Source organism: Streptomyces sp. NPDC088097, assembly GCF_044741845.1.
In the GTDB taxonomy this organism is placed as follows: Bacteria; Actinomycetota; Actinomycetes; order Streptomycetales; family Streptomycetaceae; genus Streptomyces.
This window is the reverse complement of sequence record NZ_JBIUTJ010000006.1, coordinates 278,368-296,659: the sequence shown is the minus strand read 5'-3', so window position 1 is coordinate 296,659 and position 18,292 is coordinate 278,368. Positions and strand designations below refer to the sequence as shown.

The 18,292-nt window shown below is 73.6% G+C and carries 16 protein-coding genes; 9 read left to right on the top strand and 7 right to left on the bottom strand.

The features are described from left to right. Nucleotides 1–38: 38 nt before the first annotated feature. From ACIOD1_RS20835 to ACIOD1_RS20815, 5 genes are all read right to left on the bottom strand, one after another. Nucleotides 39–854 carry a hypothetical protein gene (locus tag ACIOD1_RS20835; protein WP_365614134.1) on the bottom strand — a complete coding sequence of 272 codons (816 nt, stop codon included), beginning with the start codon at nt 852–854 and terminating at the stop codon, nt 39–41. 148 nt (nt 855–1,002) lie between these two features. Beyond that, complete coding sequence (locus tag ACIOD1_RS20830; protein ID WP_365614131.1) at nt 1,003–1,971, bottom strand: N-acetylmuramoyl-L-alanine amidase; 969 nt, start codon at nt 1,969–1,971, stop codon at nt 1,003–1,005. Between the two features lie 156 nt (nt 1,972–2,127). Further along, nucleotides 2,128–2,769, bottom strand: coding sequence for a class I SAM-dependent methyltransferase (locus ACIOD1_RS20825; protein ID WP_401903822.1), 642 nt, complete (start codon nt 2,767–2,769; stop codon nt 2,128–2,130). An 89-nt stretch (nt 2,770–2,858) separates the two neighbouring features. Then, complete coding sequence (locus tag ACIOD1_RS20820) at nt 2,859–4,709, bottom strand: protein kinase (protein WP_401903819.1); 1,851 nt, start codon at nt 4,707–4,709, stop codon at nt 2,859–2,861. A 70-nt stretch (nt 4,710–4,779) separates the two neighbouring features. Continuing rightward, on the bottom strand, nt 4,780–5,193 hold the full coding sequence (locus ACIOD1_RS20815) for an ATP-binding protein (RefSeq protein ID WP_365614122.1): 414 nt from the start codon (nt 5,191–5,193) through the stop codon (nt 4,780–4,782). 84 nt (nt 5,194–5,277) lie between these two features. Between ACIOD1_RS20815 and ACIOD1_RS20810 the strand changes: the two genes are divergently transcribed. The 6 genes from ACIOD1_RS20810 (at nt 5,278) to ACIOD1_RS20785 (ending at nt 12,886) form a co-directional block, all read left to right on the top strand. After that, a complete protein-coding gene (locus ACIOD1_RS20810; RefSeq protein ID WP_401903817.1) occupies nt 5,278–6,126 on the top strand; it encodes a helix-turn-helix domain-containing protein in 849 nt (282 codons plus the stop codon). Further along, on the top strand, nt 6,086–6,346 hold the full coding sequence (locus ACIOD1_RS20805; protein ID WP_401903816.1) for a DUF397 domain-containing protein: 261 nt from the start codon (nt 6,086–6,088) through the stop codon (nt 6,344–6,346). The genes ACIOD1_RS20810 and ACIOD1_RS20805 overlap by 41 nt, the downstream gene beginning before the upstream one ends. A gap of 18 nt (nt 6,347–6,364) precedes the next feature. Then, complete coding sequence (locus ACIOD1_RS20800; RefSeq protein ID WP_401903813.1) at nt 6,365–7,834, top strand: serine/threonine-protein kinase; 1,470 nt, start codon at nt 6,365–6,367, stop codon at nt 7,832–7,834. A 5-nt stretch (nt 7,835–7,839) separates the two neighbouring features. After that, nucleotides 7,840–9,456, top strand: coding sequence for a serine/threonine-protein kinase (locus ACIOD1_RS20795; RefSeq protein ID WP_401903810.1), 1,617 nt, complete (start codon nt 7,840–7,842; stop codon nt 9,454–9,456). Between the two features lie 97 nt (nt 9,457–9,553). Further along, nucleotides 9,554–11,686, top strand: coding sequence for an acyl-CoA dehydrogenase family protein (locus tag ACIOD1_RS20790; RefSeq protein WP_365614108.1), 2,133 nt, complete (start codon nt 9,554–9,556; stop codon nt 11,684–11,686). Nucleotides 11,687–11,701: 15 nt separating this feature from the next. Next, entirely contained in the window at nt 11,702–12,886 is a 1,185-nt protein-coding gene (locus ACIOD1_RS20785; protein ID WP_365614105.1) for a lipid-transfer protein, read from the top strand. 88 nt (nt 12,887–12,974) lie between these two features. On the opposite strand, the gene ACIOD1_RS20780 is transcribed toward ACIOD1_RS20785, so the two are convergent. Then, nucleotides 12,975–14,057: an amidohydrolase family protein gene (locus ACIOD1_RS20780; RefSeq protein ID WP_401903808.1), complete on the bottom strand. Its 1,083-nt coding sequence runs from the start codon at nt 14,055–14,057 to the stop codon at nt 12,975–12,977. Between the two features lie 235 nt (nt 14,058–14,292). Here ACIOD1_RS20780 and ACIOD1_RS20775 point away from each other — a divergent pair, with 235 nt between their 5' ends. Further along, nucleotides 14,293–15,603, top strand: a complete 1,311-nt coding sequence (locus tag ACIOD1_RS20775; RefSeq protein ID WP_365614099.1) for a cytochrome P450 — start codon at nt 14,293–14,295, stop codon at nt 15,601–15,603. Nucleotides 15,604–15,692: 89 nt separating this feature from the next. Here the strand turns inward: ACIOD1_RS20775 and ACIOD1_RS20770 are convergent, their stop codons facing one another. Beyond that, complete coding sequence (locus ACIOD1_RS20770; RefSeq protein WP_365615021.1) at nt 15,693–16,052, bottom strand: DNA-binding response regulator; 360 nt, start codon at nt 16,050–16,052, stop codon at nt 15,693–15,695. Between the two features lie 247 nt (nt 16,053–16,299). Here ACIOD1_RS20770 and ACIOD1_RS20765 point away from each other — a divergent pair, with 247 nt between their 5' ends. Together ACIOD1_RS20765 and ACIOD1_RS20760 are read left to right on the top strand one after the other, a co-directional pair. Continuing rightward, nucleotides 16,300–17,154, top strand: coding sequence for a MaoC/PaaZ C-terminal domain-containing protein (locus tag ACIOD1_RS20765; RefSeq protein ID WP_365614096.1), 855 nt, complete (start codon nt 16,300–16,302; stop codon nt 17,152–17,154). A 47-nt stretch (nt 17,155–17,201) separates the two neighbouring features. Beyond that, nucleotides 17,202–18,278, top strand: a complete 1,077-nt coding sequence (locus tag ACIOD1_RS20760; protein WP_365614093.1) for a Zn-dependent alcohol dehydrogenase — start codon at nt 17,202–17,204, stop codon at nt 18,276–18,278. Nucleotides 18,279–18,292: the final 14 nt, after the last annotated feature.

The window sequence follows — 18,292 nt, the reverse complement described above, 5'->3', positions numbered from 1 at the left end:
GGGGCCGTGATGGCGAGGGGGGGGCGACGAGGGGCGCCCTAGCCGCGCTGGATGCCCGAGGTGTCGTTCAGGACGCCGCGGCGGCCGTCCTGGGTCTGGGCGATCAGCGAGGCCGGGCCCCGCTGGTCGACGGCCAGGTACCAGGTGCCCGGAGCCAGCTCCGCGATCGGGTTCGGCGAGCCGTCCTCACCGAAGAGGGGACGGGCCACCGGCACCGCGAACCAGAACGGCGTGAAGTCCGCCGGAGCGGGCGTCGGCGTCGGAGCGGGCGCGGGGGTGGAGTCCTGCGGGGCGTGGGCGCCGCCGTAGGGCGGGACCGGCTGCGGGGTGGCGCCGTACGGGCTCTGCTGCTGGCCGCCCGGGTAGCCGTACCCGGCACCCGGCTGGACCTGCTGCTGGCCGTAGGGGGCCGGGGCGACCGGGGTGGGCTCCGGCAGGAGCGGACCGGCGAGCGCGGGGATCTTCGAGCCCGCGACGGCCACGCCGGCCAGCGCCAGCGTGGCGAGGAGGGCGAGGATGCTGCCCGCCCCGAGGCTGTACCGGGTCGGGCAGGTGATCAGCGACCACAGCGAGGCCCAGGCGGCGGCGACGGCGAGCACCGTGCCCCAGGCGGTCAGCGGCAGCCCGACGACCTTGCGGCCCTCGGGCTGGAAGCGGGCGGCGATCAGGAGGCCCGCCGCGATGAACCCGGTCAGGAAGATCGTCGGCAGGGCCAGCCCGTAGAAGTCCGTGTCCCACGCGCTGGCGGTGGTGTAGCGGGACTGGGTGTAGAAGTCGAGGAACGAAGCGATGAACAGCAGGGCCGCTGCTCCGATCACCACGCCGTCGCTTCGTGTGAGGGAGCGGATGTTCACGTCTCGGGGTGTCCTTCTCGGTCTCGGTCGGCTCCTGGCACGGAGGTCGCGTTCGCGGTCGCGGACCGTGACGGGAGCGGGGCGGGCGGCACCATGGTACGGAGGTTTGCCGTGACCGAGGGGGTCGGGGCGGAGCGCCCCGGAAGGACTACCCGCCCAGGAACCCGACGATGCCGTCCGCGATGCCCTGGGCCGCCTTCTGCCGCCACTCCGGACTCGTCAGCTGCGCCGCGTCCTTGGCATCACGCATGTTGCCGCATTCGATGAACACCTTGGGCCGGGTTGACAGGTTCAGTCCGCCCAGATCGTCGCGGACCACCAATCCGGTACCGGAACCGAGGTAGTTGGCCGGGGACGAGCCGGTGGCGCGGGCGAAGTTCCCCACGATGCGTTCGCCCAGGTCCCGCGAGGGGCCGACGATCTTCGAGGTGTCCGCCGCGCCGCCCTTGACCTTGGCCGGGAGGATCACGTGGAAGCCCCGGCTGCCGGAGGAGACGCCGTCGGCGTGTACGGAGACCACCGCGTCGGCCTTGGCCTCGTTGCCGATGCGGGCCCGCTCGTCGATGCAGGGGCCGAAGGGGCGGTCGGCCTGGTGGGTGAGGCGGACGGTCGTGCCCTTGGCCTCCAGCAGGGCCCGGACGCGGCGCGAGACGTCGAGGGTGAAGTCCGCCTCCCGGTAGCCGGCGTTGGTGGCGGTGCCGGTGGTGTCGCACTCCTTGCGGGTGGTGCCGATGTCCACCTGCTTGTCGATCTCGGCGGTGTGCCCGAAGTTCCCGGTGTTGTGCCCCGGGTCGATCACCACCGTCCGCCCGGCCAGGGGGCCCTTGGCGGGAACCGCCGGAGCCGCCGGGGAGGCGGACGCGGAGGCCGAGGGGGAGGCGGAGTTCGACGGGGAGGCCGACGCGACGGGCTTCGCGTCCCCCGCCGGGGCTGTCGAGGGCCGGTGCCCGTCGCCGTCCGGCCCGGTCAGGGCCTGGGTCAGGACCCAGCCGGCGATCAGGGTCGGGGCGAGCACCGCGGCCGTCACCGCGAGGGTGGAGCGACGGGCGTACCAGGGCCGGTCCGGGCTGATCGCCTCACGGGACTCGGGGAGCGGGGAGCTGTCGTCGTAGCGCACGCCGCGATGCTAGACCGGCCCTCCGACGGCCCGAGGGACCCTGGGCCGAATGAGGGCGCGGTGCGCTTATATGTCCGGACACGGTCCGTCGCTCGTCGGGACCGTGACCGGCCCCCGCCCGGCCGCGTCCGGTGCGCCCACCAGGCCGTTCGTCGCTCAGACGCCCTCGGCCGTACGGCGCAGGACGCGGAGGGAGTCCGTGACGGAGGTCTCCTCGAAAGCGCCCGACGCCAGGGCGCGCAGGTAGATCCGGTACGGGGCCTGGCCGCCGTCGGCCGGGTCCGGGAAGACGTCGTGGATCACCAGAGTCCCGCCCACCGCCAGGTGCGGGGCCCACCCCTCGTAGTCGCCGGCGGCGTGCTCGTCGGTGTGGCCGCCGTCGATGAACACCAGGCCCAGCGGGCCGCCCCAGGCCGCCGCCACCTGCGGCGAACGCCCGACCAGCGCGATGACGTGCTCCTCCAGACCGGCCGCGTGCAGGGTCCGGCGGAAGGTGGGGAGGGTGTCCATCAGCCCGACCTGCGGGTCCACGACCGTCGGGTCGTGGTACTCCCAGCCCGGCTGCTGCTCCTCGCTGCCCCGGTGGTGGTCGACGGTGAGCGCGGGCACGCCGGCCTCGCGGGCCGCGTCGGCCAGCAGGATCGTGGAGCGCCCGCAGTACGTGCCGACCTCCAGCAGCGGCAGCCCGAGGGCGGCGGCCTCGACGGCGGCCGTGTACAGGGCGAGGCCCTCGCCGACGGGCATGAACCCCTTGGCGGCCTCGAAGGCGGCGAGGGTCTCCGGCTTGGGGCTGGCCATGTCGTTCCTCCTGCTGAAGTGCGGGTGATGCGGGTGAGTGGCGGCCCATGCTGCCCTACCCGCCGGTAGGACGCTACGGCCGGGTGCCGTCAGCGCCGGAACAACAACCACGACAGGCCCGCGCCGCCGCTCGACCGACGCTGCTCCCGCAGTGCCCGCCGGAAGTCCGCCCGGGACTCCGAGACCGCCGGCGCCAGCCAGTGGGTGCTGCCGAAGAGGAGAGGGAGCCGATGCAGCAGCTCGTCCATGTGCGCGAGCGCGCTCTCGGGGTCCCCGGCCTCCCCGATGCTGCGCAGCACCCGGTAGGCCACCTCGGGGTCCCCGTACTCCGCGAGCTCGGCCAGGTCGGGGAACAGGCGCCCGTACAGGAACGCGGCGACGGGGAAGTCGCCGAGCAGCCAGGCGTCGTGGGCGAGTCGACGGCGTACGTCCAGCAACAACGGGTCGTCGGCGGGCAGGACCTGCTCCAGGTCGGGCAGCAGGGGCCCGAGCCAGGCGCGTTCGCTGCGCGCGCGGGCGGGAGTCCGGGGGTCCCACGGGCCGTCGAGGTCGGCGGAGCCGCGGTGCATGGCCGTGGCCAGGTGGTACCTGGCGGTCAGGGGGATCGGGTCGAGGACGCCGAAGACCCGGGCCGCCTGCACCACCACCTCGCGCAGCTCGACCACCTGGGCGTGGCCGTCACCGGGCCCGCGCGCCGCCGCCTCGCCCAAGTGCACGGCCCTGGCGGTGATCGTGTCGGGGTGCTCCGACCCGAGCACCCGCATCATCCGGGGCAGGACGCGCTCCAGGTCGGTGGGGGTGTGTCCGCGTACGGCCATCGCCCGGTGGTACGAGGCCCGCACCGTCAGCGCGTCCTCGGCGCCGAGCCTTTCCGTCAGGTCCGCGACCAGTGCGTCCAGTTGTCCGACGCGGTCGGCCGGGGCCTGCGCCGACAGTTGGTTCAGCCGCCGTTCCAACATCGTCCGGACCGGGTCCCCGACCGTCGTGTGCACGATCGGGGCGAAGTCGGGAGGGGGTGGCCAAGCGCCGGGAGCCGGAGCCGAAGCCGGAGCCGGTGAGGGAGGGGGGACGGGAAGGGGGACGGGTGCGGGCGCGGGTGCGCCGAACGGGCCGCCGGCGATCTCCGACAACCTTCGGACGACCTCCCGCGCGCTCGCGGGGCGCGCGCGGGGGTCCTTCGCCAGTAGGTCGAGCACCAGGGCGTCGAGCGCGTCCGGCAGCCCCCCGCGCAGCGAACCGGGCGCCGGGGGCGTGACCGTCAGGTGCTGGGCCAGCAGCTCGTGCATCTCGTGCGCGGTGAAGGGGACCCGGCCGGTGAGCAGTTCCATCAGCACGCAGCCGAGGGCGTACAGATCGGCCCGCCCGTCGACGGGGGCCCCGTTCGCGCCGCCGGTCCAGCGCTCCGGTGCCATGTAGGGGAAGGAGCCGACGATCATGCCGGTGCTCGTCAGGTCGGTACCGGGCGAGTCGCGGGACTTGGCGATCCCGAAGTCCAGGACCTTGACCAGCCCGCTGTCGGTGACCATCACGTTGGCGGGTTTGACGTCCCGGTGCACGATCCCGGCGTCGTGGGCGGCGCCGAGCGCGTCCGCGACGCGCGCCGTCCATTCCAGCGCGTCGGCCAGCGGCGGCACGCCGGCCTCCACCACCTCGGCGAGGGTCCGGCCCTGGAGCAGCTCCATCACGAGGAAGACCGCGTCGCGCCCGGCGTGTTCGGTGCGGCCGAAGTCGTGGACGGTGGCGATGCTCGGATGCGAGAGGTTCCCGGCGAGGCCGGCCTCCCGCTCGAAGCGGCGGGTGTCCTCCGGCGTACGCGGATAGCCGATCTTCACCGCGACCCAGCGGCCCACCCGGGGGTCCTTGGCCCGCCAGACCTCGCCGAACCCGCCCCGGCCGAGCAACTCGTCCAGCTCGTAACGGCCTTCGATCTGTTCCCGCACGCCCCTCGGCCCCCGTCGCCCCTTGATCGCCCACCCGCACCGGCATTATCTCCGAGCGGGAAGAGACGGCCTAGGCGTCGCACTCGAACCACACCGTCTTGCCCTCGGGGCCCGGGTCGGCGCCCCAACGGTCCGTGACCGCCTCCACCAGCAGCAGCCCGCGACCGCCCTCGGCGTACGGATCCCCGTCCGCAGCCGGGATCCCGGGGAGCGCGGGGCAGCCGTCGGCGACCTCCACCCGCAGCCCGCCCGGACGCCGCAGGATCAGCACCGCGCAGCGCCGCCCCGGGACGTGCCGGACCACGTTGGCGACCAGCTCGGTCAACGCCAGCCCGGCGTCCCCGGCCGACGCGGAGAGGCCCCAGCGGTCCAGGAACATCCCCAGGATCCGCCGCATGTGCCGGGCCGAGTGCTCGCCGACGGTGAAGCCCATGCGGTAGCTGGTGACGTTCTCCGCCCCGGAGAGGTCAGTTGCGTGATTCATGTCACCAGCGTGGAGTCGCGTGGTTACGCTCGGCTACAGACCGAAACGAACGCCCATCGGCGTGAACTTGGGGGTGACCGCCTCGTGGTCAACATCCGCGATCTCGATCCCAGCGCCTCTCCGCTGGACTACTACGGCTCCGAACTGCGCCGCCTGCGGGAGGCGGCGGGGCTGAAACAGGGACAGCTCGGGAGCATCGTCTTCTGCACGGGGTCCCTGATCGGCCAGATAGAGACGGCCAGGAAGGTCCCGACCAGGGACTTCTCCGAACGCATCGACGCGGCCCTCGGCACCGGCGGGGTGTTCACCCGGCTGGTGGGGCTGGTCCTGCGAAGTCAACTGCCGACGTGGTTCCAGCCGTACGCGGAGATGGAGGCCAAGGCGGCGTACATCTCCTCGTTCCAGGCGCAACTGGTGGATGGGCTGTTGCAGACGCCGGCCTACGCGCGGGCCGTGCTCGGGGTGCGGGGTGACGAGGGCCTCGACGGCAAGGTGGCCGCCCGCATCGAGCGACAGCGGATCCTGGACCGGGAGCACCCGCCGCTGACATGGGTGGTGATGAGCGAGGCCGTCCTGCACCAGGAGATCGGCGGCGGGGAGGTCATGCGCGAGCAACTCGCCCACCTGTTGGACCTGCGCAGACGCGAGTGGGCGAAGGTGCAGATCCTGCCCTTCGAGGCCGGTGCCCATGCGGGGCTGCCCGGCTCGTTCAATCTTCTGCGGTTCGACGACGACCCGGATCTCGTCTACACCGAGGACTTCGTCCAGGGACACATGACGGCCAATCCGCAGGCCCTCAGGGAAGGTTCGCTCCGATACGATCATTTGCAGGCCGCCGCCCTCTCGGTGGAGGAGTCGGCGGCGCGGATCGCCCGTGTAATGGAGGAACGCTATGGACACCAACCAGGACCTGACGGGCGCGCCGTGGCGTAAGTCCTCGTACAGCAGCGACACCGGCGGTCAGTGCGTCGAGTGCGCTCCGCTCGGCGGGGCCGCCTGGCGTAAGTCCTCCTACAGCGGCGACACCGGCGGCGACTGCGTGGAGGTCGCCGCCCGGCCCCATCTCGTCGCCGTCCGGGACTCCAAGGACCCCCAGGGGCCCGCCTTCACCGTCGGCCCCCTTGCCTTCGCGGAGTTCGTGCGCGGGCTCTGAGACCGGTCGGAGAAGGCCGTGGAGGACATCGGGCCGTTCCGCGTCCTGCGGGTGCTCGGGCAGGGCGGGATGGGCCGGGTGGTCCTGGCCGAGGCGCCGGACGGGCGACTGGTCGCCGTCAAGCAGGTGCACGCCGCCCTGGCCGCCGACGAGGGGTTCCGGGCGCGGTTCCGGCGTGAGGTGGAGGCCTCCCGGAAGGTGTCCGGAGCGCACACGGCCGCCGTGGTCGACGCCGACCCGGAGGCCGCGACGCCCTGGCTGGCCTCGGAGTACGTGCCGGGGCCCGCGCTCGGTGAGGCCCTGTCCGCCGCCGGGCCGATGGACGAGGAGGCCGTACGGCGGCTCGCGGTCGGGCTGGCCCACGCCCTCGCCGAGATCCACGGCGCCGGGCTGATCCACCGGGACCTGAAGCCGTCCAACGTGCTGCTGGCCGAGGACGGGGTCCGGGTCATCGACTTCGGCATCGTGCGGGCCGTCGGGGACCAGACCCGGATCACCCACACCGGCGTGCTCGTCGGATCGCCCGCCTACATGTCCCCGGAGCAGATCCTGGGCCGCGAACTCACCCCGGCGAGCGACGTGTTCTCCCTCGGCGCCACCCTCGTCACCGCCGCCACGGGGAAGCCGCCGTTCGGCGGCGACTCCGTCCCCAAGGTGCTCCACGACGTGGTCTACGAGGAACCCGACCTGGACGGCGTACCGTCCGGGCTGCGCGGGCCGATCGCCTCCTGCCTGGCCAAGGAGCCGGCCGACCGGCCGACCCCGCGGGACCTGCTCGCCCTCCTGGCCGGGGCGGCGGCTTCCGTGGTGCCCGTCCCTCCCGTCCCCACCGCCCCTCCCGCGCCGCCCCGCGGACGCAGGACGCTGCTGGTCGCGGCGGTCGTCGCGGCCGTGCTCGTCGCCACCACCGGGCTGACGGCCGCCGGGCGCCACCTCGTCTGGTCGGCGTACACCGCGGTCGTGCCCGACACCGTCCCCACGCCCGGGAAGACGCCCTTGTCCCTGGTGGGCGACGCGTACGCGGGGCCCCTGCCGGCCCTCTGCGCGGACTTTGCCGGGAAGGTCGCGGTGCCGGCCGGCTACGAGCTGTTCGGCAAGAGCGGTCGCTACGAGAAGACGGCGGCGGACGGGACCGTGCACCCGCAGATCTTCTGCTTCTGGAACGGTGCGGACGGCGACCGGATCCAGGTCTACTGGGACCTCTTCGGCACGCGGCCCGGCGGTGTGTCGGGAGCCGAGCAGGCCAAGCGGTACTACGAGGAGTTCTACGTGCGGGGCACCACCAAGCGCGCCACGAAGCTCGGCTTCGCGGAAGAGGGAATGTGGCGGGGGCCCGGCCGCTCACAGCAGGGCTGTCTGTTGTACGCGCGGGACGTGAACCTGACGCTGTCGGTCTCCGTCGAGAGCGGGCGCTATCCCGCCGGGCAGTGCGAGAGCGTCGCCAAGGCCGCCGCCCGTACGGCCCTGCCCCTGGTGGCCGCGAGATGAGACCGATGAAGGCCTCTGATCCGGCCGCGTCGGGCCCGTACCGTCTGCTCGCCGAGCTGGGCAGCGGCGGCATGGGGCGGGTGCTGCTGGGGGCCGCGCCGGACGGGCGCCTCGTCGCGGTGAAGCACGTGCACGCCGCCCTGGCCGTCGACGAGGGGTTCCGTGCCCGCTTCCGGCGTGAGGTGGCCGCCTCGCGGAAGGTGTCGGGGGCGTACACGGCGGCCGTGATGGACTCCGACGCGGACGCGCCGACCCCGTGGCTGGCCTCGGTGTTCGTGGCCGGGCCCTCCCTGGGCGCCGCGGTGGCGGCCGTCGGGCCGCTGCCCGAGCCGCTCCTGCGCCGGCTCGCGGCGGGGCTGGCGTCGGCGCTGGCGGAGATCCATCGGGTGGGGCTGGTCCACCGCGACCTCAAGCCCGACAACGTCCTCCTCGCCGAGGACGGCGTCCGGGTCATCGACTTCGGCATCGCGCGGGCGGCGTGGACGGGCGCGGAGGACGAGGGCGAGCCGGGACTGACGCGGACCGGCCTGGTGATCGGCTCGCCCGCGTTCATGTCGCCGGAGCAGGCCGAGGGCGAGCGGCTCACGGCGGCCGGGGACGTGTTCTCGCTCGGCTCCGTGCTGGTCCTGGCGGCCACGGGCCGGAGCCCGTTCGTCGGATCGTCGACCCTGCGGACGCTGTACGACGTGGTCCACGCGGAGCCGGACCTGAGCGGTGTCCCGGCGGGGCTGCGCGGGATCGTGGAACGGTGCCTGGCCAAGGACCCGGCCGCCCGACCCTCCCCGGCGGAGCTGCTGGAGCTGTTGGGGCCGGTCGCGCCGACGGGGCGGCAGTGGCCGCCGGCGGTCCACCGGATGATCGCCGCGCAGCGGGCAGACATCGACCGGCTGCTCGACGGCCCCGAGGACAAGGCCGGGGAGGCCGCCCCCACGCCCCCGGACGTCAAGGACGCCGAGGACGCCGAGGATGCCGAAGCCGCCGAGGACGAGCCCGGCCCTGCCGAAGGGCCCCGCACGCGGGTGGAGCCCGCGCCGCCGCGCCGGATTCCGCGTCGGAAGGGGGCCGTGGTCGCCTGTGTCCTGGCGGCGGCGGCGCTCGGCGGGACGGCGTACGGCCTCTCGCCCGCCGGGACCACCGGCGGGGGCTCCTCCGCGACCGGGGGACAGGACAGCCCATCGGACAGGTACCTGAGGCTGCCCACGTGTGACGACCTCGCGGTGCAACTGCCGCTCCAGCCCCGGGACAAGGGCGGCGACAGCCACTCGGTGGCGGCCGGCGAGGCGCGGACCGCCTGCACCTGGCTCGGCGCCGCCGACGGCGGGGCGCGCAGTGCCCGGGTCCGCTGGGACCTCCTCGACTACTCCGGATCCCGCAACGCCACCACCGTCCAGCGGGAGTCCTTCCGCGCGCAGGCGGCGGACGGCGTGCGGGCGAGCCGGCTCGGCTTCGGCGACGAGGCCTTCCGGGGCGCGGCGGACACCACGACGGTCTGCTCCCTCTCCGTGCGCGACGGCAATCTGATCGTCCGCGTGGACCTCGGCAGCGGGGAGTTCCCGGCCGTCTTCTGCGAGGCGTCCGCCACGGACATCGCCCGCGCCGCCCTGACCGCCGTCCCCCACTGACCCCCGCCGCCCTCCGCGCGACCGCCCCGGCACCCGTACCGAAGAACACGTGGACCTGACCTTCCGTCAGATTGGAACGTGTTCTAGTCTGCCGCGCATGGGCATCGGAATCACGCAAGAGCAGCGGGAGTTGGCCGAGGCGGTGCGCGGGTGGGTGGCGCGGGTCGTGCCGCCCGAGGAGGTGCGCAAGCTGCTCGACTCGCCGCCCCGGAGCGGGACGCGGCCCGACTACTGGGACGCCTTCGCGGCGTCCGGACTGCTCGCGCCCCACCTGGACGGGGGCTCCCTGCTGGACCTGGCCGTGGTGGTGGAGGAGGCCGCCCGGGGGGCGCTGCCCGGACCGTACCTGCCGAGCGCGCTGGCCTCCGTACTCCTGGAGCGGGCCGGGGCCGAGCCGCTGGACGGCAGGGTCGGGGCGGTGGCCCTGGGGCCCGGCAGCCTCACCGCCGTCGCCGTCGAAGGCGGCGGGCACCTCCTGGACGGCCTGGCGCCCCCCGTGCTCGGCGCCGGCGAGGCCGACCTCGTGCTCCTCGCCGCCGAGGCCGCACACGGCACCCGGTGGTTCGCCGTGGACGCCGCCACCCTGGACGTCCGCACCCACGAGGGCGCCGACCCGACCCGCCCCACCGCCGAGGTCCGGGCGCGTGGGGTCACCGTCCCGCCCGGCCGACTGCTGGAGCTGGACGCCGCCCTGGTGCGGGACCTGGCCTGCGTGCTCTTCGCCGCCGACGCCTGCGGCACCGCCGCCTGGGCGGTGGAGACGGCCGCCGCCCACGCCAAGACCCGCGAGCAGTTCGGCCGGCCCATCGGACAGTTCCAGGGGGTCAAGCACCTGTGCGCCGACATGCTGGTCCGCCTGGAACAGGCACGCGCCCTGGCCTGGGACGCGGCCAACAGCGCCGGGGAGCCCGCCGAGGTGCGCTCCCTCGTCGCCGCCCTCGCGGCCGGCGCCGCCCTGGACGCCTCCTACTCCTGCGCCAAGGACTGCGTGCAGATCCTCGGCGGCATCGGCTTCACCTGGGAGCACGACGCCCACATCCACCTGCGCCGCGCGCTCGTCGCCCGCCAGCTCCTCGGCCCCGGCGACGGGCACCGCATCCGGGCCGTCCGCCTCGCCTCCGGCGGGGCCCGCCGCGAACTGCGCCTGGAGCTGCCCGCGCGGGCGGAGGAGTACCGGGCCGATGCCCGCGCCGCCATCGAGGACGCCCGCGGCCTCGACCCGGCCGCCGCCCGCCGGGTCCTCGCCCCCACCGGATACGCCGCCCCCTACCTCCCGCCGCCGTACGGGCTGGGCGCCGGGCCCGCCCAACAGCTCGTCGTACAGCAGGAGCTGAAGCGCGCCGGGGTGCGGGTCGCCGACCTCGGCATCGCGACCTGGGTGCTGCCCTCGCTGCTGGCCTACGGCACCGACGTCCAGCGCGAGGCGTACGTACGCCCCACCCTGCGCGGGGACACCACCTGGTGCCAGCTCTTCTCCGAGCCGGAGGCCGGCTCCGACCTCGCCTCACTGCGGACGAGGGCCGAGCGGACCGGGGACGGCGGCTGGAGGATCAACGGCCAGAAGGTGTGGACGAGTTCCGCGCACACCGCCGACTTCGGGATCCTCCTCGCCCGCACCGACCCGGACGCCCCCAAGCACAAGGGCCTCGGCTACTTCGTCGTCGACATGAAGAACACCCCGGGCATCGACGTCCGCCCCCTCAAGGAGATCACCGGCGAGGCCCTCTTCAACGAGGTCTTCTTCGACGACGTGCTCCTCCCGGCGGACGCCCTGGTCGGCGCCGCCGACGGCGGCTGGAAGGTCGCCCGCAACACCCTCGGCAACGAACGCGTCCACATGGCCGACCAGATGACCTTCGACACCGGCCTGGAAGCCCTCCTGGCCCGCTCCGCCGATCTCGACGGCTCCTACCGGGCCCGGATCGGGGCCCTGGCCGCCGAGGCGCACGCCCTGGCCTGCATCGGGCTGCGCACCACCCTCCAGCAGGTGTCGGGACTGGAACCGGGCGCGGGAGCGTCCGTACGCAAGCTCGTGCAGACCCCCCACCAGCAGCGGACCGCCGAGCTCACGCTCGAACTGCTGGGTCCGGCGGGCGCGGTGCGGGAGGGGGCGGGGGAGCGGGCGGTGCACGGGATGCTCATGTCCCGCTGCCTGACCATCGCCGGGGGCACCACCCAGGTCCAGCTCAACGTCGTCGCCGAGCGGATCCTCGGCCTCCCCAGGGACTGAAGGGACAGCAGGGACATGAAGTCGTACATCGTGGGCGTCGGCATGACGAAGTTCGAGAAGCCGGAGTCGCGGGACTGGCAGTACTGGGACATGGTCAAGGAGGCCGGCACGGCCGCCCTCGCCGACGCGGGAGTGGACTACGGCCTCGTCGAGCAGGTCCCGGTGGGCTACTGCTTCCAGGCCTCCACCGCCGGCCAGCGCGCCGCGTACGAACTGGGCCTCACCGGGGTCCCGGTCTACAACGTCAACAACAACTGCGCCACCGGCTCCACCGCGCTGATGATGGCCCGGCAGTTCGTCGAGGGCGGCATCAACGACTGCGTCCTGGCCCTCGGCTTCGAGAAGATGAAGCGGGGCGCGCTCGGCGGCGGCGCCGACGGCGGGGACTTCAAGACCTCCCCCGTCGCCCGCCACTACGGGATCATGGCCGCCGCGCACGGCTTCGAGATGTCCCCGCCCACCGCGCAGATCTTCGGCAACGCGGCGCGCGAGCACATGGAGCGCTACGGGACCACGGCCGCGCAGCTCGCGGCCGTCGGCGCCAAGAACCACCGGCACTCCGCGAACAACCCCAACGCCCAGTTCCAGGACGTCTACACGGTCGAGGAGATCCTCGCCGCCAAGCCCATCCACGACCCACTGACCAAGCTCCAGTGCTCGCCCACCTCGGACGGGGCCGCGGCGGCCCTCGTCGTCTCCGAGCGGTTCGTCGTCGCGCACGGGCTGCACGACAAGGCCGTGGAGATCGTCGCCCAGTCGATGACCACCGACACCGGGGACAGCTTCGGCGGCTCCTGCATCGACGTGGTCGGCAAGCCCATGACGGCCGCCGCCGGCCGACAGGTCTACGAGGCCTCCGGGCTCGGCATCGAGGACGTGGACGTCATCGAGCTGCACGACTGCTTCTCCGTCAACGAACTGCTCACCTACGAGGCCCTGGGCCTGTGCGCCGACGGGGCCTCCGGCGCGCTCGTCGAGAGCGGGGCCACCACCTACGGCGGCCGGTGGGTGGTCAACCCCTCGGGCGGGCTCATCTCCAAGGGCCACCCGCTGGGCGCCACCGGCCTGGCGCAGGCCGCCGAGCTGGTCTGGCAACTGCGCGGAGAGGCCGGACCCCGACAGGTCGCCGGCGCCCGGGTGGGCCTGGCCCACAACATCGGGCTGGGCGGCGCGGCGGTGGTGACCCTGCTGCGCAAGTAGCCCCGTACGGGGCGCGAGCGGCGGCGTACGGGAGCGAGCGGCGACGTACGACGGCGGGGCCCGCCCCGGGCGGGGCGGGCCCCGCCGCTCACACGCGCGCGAGGCGCGGCATCAGGCGCAGCGCGTTCTCCCGGTTGATGCCCCGGCGCTGGGCGACGCCGAGCGCCGGATCGGCGGCCAGGGCGGGCACGGCGATGTCGGCGACCATGGCGGAGGGGCAGGCGGGCCAGTCGCTGCCGAAGAGGATCCGGTCCGGGGACACGGTGGCGAGGAGGGTCCCGGCGGGGGACATCGGTCCGGCCGTGTCGTAGAAGAAGCGGTGCAGGTGGTCCCGTACGGCCGCGGGCTCCACCGGCGGGTCGAAGGCGTGCGCGAAGGCCTCCAGCCGGGTGGCGATGTGCGGGAGGAAGCCGCCGCCGTGCGGGAGGATCACCGACAGGTTCGGGAAGCGGTCCAGGGTCCGGGTGCGGATCATGTTCGCCGCGGCCCGGGTGGTGTCGAGGAGGAAGTCGCACAGGAAGTTCGGCAGCCCCGGCACGGTGGCCGCGCCCGGCGCGCCGCCGGGGAGGTTGTGCGGGTGGGTGTCCACGACCGCCGAGCGCTCGTCCAGCTCGGCGAAGATCCCGTCGTAGACCGGGTCGCCGAGGTAGACGCCGCCGTAGTTGGCGGTGACGTTCACGCCGACCGCGCCCAGCTCGTCCAGACCCCGGCGCAGCGCCCAGGAGGAGGCGTCGAGGTCGTCCAGGAACAGCGGGGCGTGGAAGAAGAACCGCCCCGGATGGGCCTCGACGGCCTCCACCGCGGCCTCCAGGGTGACGGCGATCGCCTCCCGCAACTGCGTGGAGCTCGTGTAGCGGGCCGGCAGCATCGGCTTGAGCACGGCCGTGGCGATCCCGGTGCGGTCCATGAGGTCGAGCGCGCTCCGCGCGTCCCAGCGCGCCCACGGCGGCAGCGCCTTCGGGTTCACCAGGCCCTGGGCCTCGGCCCAGTCGCGCCAGGCCGGGGCGCAGAAGTGGTGGTGGACGTCGATGACCTCGCGGCTGCCGTCGTCGCCCGCAGCGTCGGTCCCGCTCGCCACGTCGGTCCCGCCCGTCGCGTCCGCCCCGCCCGCCGTGGCCGGCGGCCGTACCGTTCCGCCGGCGGTGATTCCGCCCGCACCGTATTCCGGCATTCGCGCGTCCCTCTCGTCTGGCCCGATCCCCGTGCGGCCGCCGGTCCGATGCCGGTGCGGCTGCCGGTCACTCACCCTAGGAGCGGCCGGGTTCCGTTTCCGGGCGGACATTCCACCGGGGGGCCGGAGGAGGCGGTTTCGCCTCCGAACGGGCCAATGCCGTTTTGCCGTCTCCCCGCCCGGGGAAAGGAGCGGACGGTCGAATTCCGGTACGGCGGCGGAGAGGTCTGGGCACGTGACGAGTGAACCGACAGTGGCGGTGAGCGACGGCGTCCCCCTGGACGTCGCGGTGGCGGCGGTGACCAAGGGGGCCCCCGAGTACCGGTCCTGCCCCTACCCCTACTACCGGTCGCTGCGCGAGCAGGCCCCCGTCGCCCGGCTGGACCCGGCGCACGGCATGCCCACGTACCTGATCACCCGGTACGAGGAGGCCCACGCGGCCCTCGCCGACCCGCGCATCGGCAAGGACATGCACGAGGCCATCGACCTCTACCACGCGCTCTTCGGCGACGCCTGCGAGGGCCTCGACGACAACCTGCTCTTCGCCGACCCGCCCCGGCACACCCGGCTGCGGCAGATCGCCAAGGCCGCCTTCACCCCCCGCCACGTCAAGGTGCTGCGCCCGCACATCCAGGAGCTGGCCGACGACCTGCTCGACCGCTGCCCGACGGACGAGCCCGTCGACCTGATGACCGCGTTCGCGCTGCCGCTGCCCGTCATGGTCATCTGCGAGCTGCTCGGCATCGTCGGGGAGGAGCGCGTCGAGGTCCTGCGGTGGTTCGGGCAGGTGACCCGCTCCCGCTTCAGCCGGGACATGAAGGACCAGCTGGCCGAGGCCGAGCACTGGCTGTGGGACTACTTCCACGGCCTCGTGCACCGCACCCGCGAGAACCCCACGGACGACTTCCTGAGCCTGCTCGTGGAGACGGACCACGAGGACGGTCCGCTGGAGGACGACGAACTCGTCTCCATGATCTGGGTGCTGCTCTTCGCCGGACACAAGACGACCACCCTCCAGATCGGCAACTGCGTCTACAACCTCCTGACGCACCCGGAGCAGCTGAAGCTCCTCCAGGAGAACCGGGAGCTGCTGCCGCAGGCCATCGAGGAACTCCAGCGCTACGAGGGCTCCGTGGAGACCTCGACGTTCCGCTACGCGCTGGAGGACGTGGAGATCGGCGGCACCACCATCCCGAAGGGCGCCATCGTGCAGATCGCGCTCTCCTCCGCGAACCGGGACCCGGACAAGTTCCCCGCGCCCGACACCCTCGACATCACCCGCGACCACCTCCAGAGCACCCACCTCGGCTTCGGCTACGGGGCGCACTACTGCCTGGGCGCCCCGCTGGCCCGGCTGGAGCTGGAGATCTGCCTGACGGCCCTGCTCGACCGCTTCCCCGACATGGTCCTGGCGCTGCCCGACGCGCACGACGGGGACTGGCTCAAGGGGCCGTTCCCTGCCTTCCGCGGGCTGGAGAAGCTCCCGGTGGCCCTGGACCCCTCGCGGACGGTCGACGACTGGACCGCCCCGGAGCCGGCGGCCTGACGGCACGCCGCTCCCGTGACAGGACCCGACCCCCCGCCGTCGAGCGGTGGGGGGCCGGGTCGTTTCCGTCTTCGCGCACCGCCGTGTGCCTACGGGCCCCCGAGCGCCGGATCCACGACCGTCTCGCCGGTCGCCGCCCGGCGCAGGGCCTGCGCCAGATCCCCGACCGGGCCGTCCCGCAGGACCAGGCCCGACGCGCCCGCCGCGAGGACGGCCTCGCGCAGGCCCGGGTGCGCCGAGCCGGCGCTCACCAGCACGGGGCACTCGGGGTCCTCGGCCAGGAGGGGCGCGACCCGCGCCACGTCGTCCACCAGCGCCACCACCGGTCGGGCCGTCGTGGAGGCCACCACCTCGATGTCCGGTTCCATGCCCAAGAGGATCGCCAGGGCCGGGTCGGGCGGGTCCAAAAGGACCCGCAGGGAACGGGCGCGGCGGTACGTCAGGGGCATTTCGTCCACGGCCGCAGCGTAACCGGCCGTCGGTCGGCCGCCGGGCAACACGCTTCCGGCTCAGATCATCTGACGTGAAGTCAGGAGTCTTCCCATGTGCTGGGGCGTGCGTTATACATTCCTTCACCGGCGCTAGAACGCGTTCTAGAACCGGCCCGCATGCGACCTCGGTGCGGCCGACGGTGCGGACGGCCGCACCGAGGTCTTTCCACGCCTCGGTACTCCAACGACAGGGAGCCGCGTCCCCATGCCGATCGATGCAGCCAAGGCCCTCGCCGCAGAACCCCGCCAAGGGGAGATCGGCTGGGGCCACAAGGACGTCCAGCTCTACCACCTCGGCCTCGGCGCCGGGCTCCCGGCGAACGACCCCGACGAGCTCCGCTACACGCTGGAGTCCAAGCTCCACGTCCTGCCCAGCTTCGCCACCGTCGCGGGCTCGGGCATGGCCATGATGGGCGGCCTGGCAGCCCCCGGCATCGACGTGAACCTCGCCGCCGTCCTGCACGGCGGCCAGTCCATCGAGCTGCACCGGCCGATCCCGGTCCAAGGGCAGGCCACCACCCGCGCCAAGGTCGCCGCCGTCTACGACAAGGGCAAGGCGGCCGTGATCGTGCTGCGCTCGGAGGTCGCCGACGCCGACGGGCCGCTGTGGACCAGCGACGCCCAGATCTTCGTGCGCGGCGAGGGCGGATTCGGCGGCGAACGCGGGCCCTCCGTCCGCGAGGACCTGCCCGAGCGCGCCCCCGACCGCGTCGAGGAGCGGACCATCCGCGAGGACCAGGCGCTGCTCTACCGGCTCTCCGGAGACTGGAACCCGCTCCACGCCGACCCCGAGTTCGCCAAGCTGGCCGGCTTCGACAAGCCGATCCTGCACGGGCTGTGCTCGTACGGGATGACCCTCAAGGCCGTCGTCGACACGGCCCTCGACGGGGACGTCTCGCGGGTCCGCGCCTACCGCACGCGCTTCGCCGGGATCGTCTTCCCGGGCGAGACGCTGCGCATCCGGATGTGGCAGGAGCCCGGCCGCGTCCTGGTCTCGGTGACGGCCGCCGACCGGGCGGACGCCCCGGTCCTCGCCGACACCGTCGTCGAACACGCGTAGTCCCGTACGCGTGGAACCAGCACCTCACGGACCGAAGGAGCCGCACCGTGCGCGCAGCACTGCAGAGCGAGATAGGCCAGGACAAGCTGGAGGTCGTCGAGGACATGGAGGCCGTGGGCCTCGGTCCCGGCAAGGTGAAGATCCGCATCAAGGCCACCGGCCTGTGCCACTCCGACCTCTCCGCGATGAGCGGCGTCCTGCCGCAGCCCGCGCCCTTCGTCCCCGGCCACGAGGGCTCCGGGGTCATCGCCGACGTCGGTGACGGGGTCACCCACCTCAAGCAGGGCGACCGGGTCCTGGTCTGCTGGCTGCCGCCCTGCGGGCACTGTCCGTCCTGCAAGCGGGGCCAGGGCCACCTGTGCCTGGAGAGCCTGGTCAACGCGGGCACCCCCAACTTCCGCCGCGCGGGCGGGGACATCTTCGGCTTCGCCGCCACCGGAACCTTCGCCGAGGAACTCGTGGTCGACGCCAAGTGCGCCGTCCCGATCCCCGACGACGTGCCCTTCGACATCGCCGCCCTCATCGGCTGCGGCGTCACCACCGGACTCGGCGCGGCCGTCAACACCGCCAAGGTGGAGGCCGGTTCCTCCGTCGCCGTCATCGGCTGCGGCGGCGTCGGCATTTCCGTCATCCAGGGCGCCAAGCTCCAGGGCGCGGCCCAGATCATCGCCGTCGACCCGGTGGAGTCCCGGCGCGAGGCCGCCCTGCGCTTCGGAGCCACGGAGGCCATCGCCCCCGACGCCTTCGACGACGCGAAGAACCGGATCACGGCCGGCGAGGGCTTCGACTACGTCTTCGAGGTCGTCGGCAAGTCCGCCACCGCCCACACCGCCTACAAGATGACCCGGCGCGGCGGCAGCGTGATCATCGTCGGCGCGGGCGCCCTCGACGACACCTACCAGATCGACATGTTCTCGCTGTTCTTCGACGAGAAGAAGATCCTCCCGTCGATGTACGGCGGCGGGGACGTCCTGCGCTCCTACGACCGGACCATCGCCCTGTGGCGGGCCGGCCGGGTGGACCTGGCGGGCCTGATCACCCACCGGGTGAAGCTCGCCGAGATCAACGACGCCCTCGACCAGATGCGTACGGGCGTGGCCCTGCGCACCTGCATCGAACTCTGACCCGTTTCGAGAGG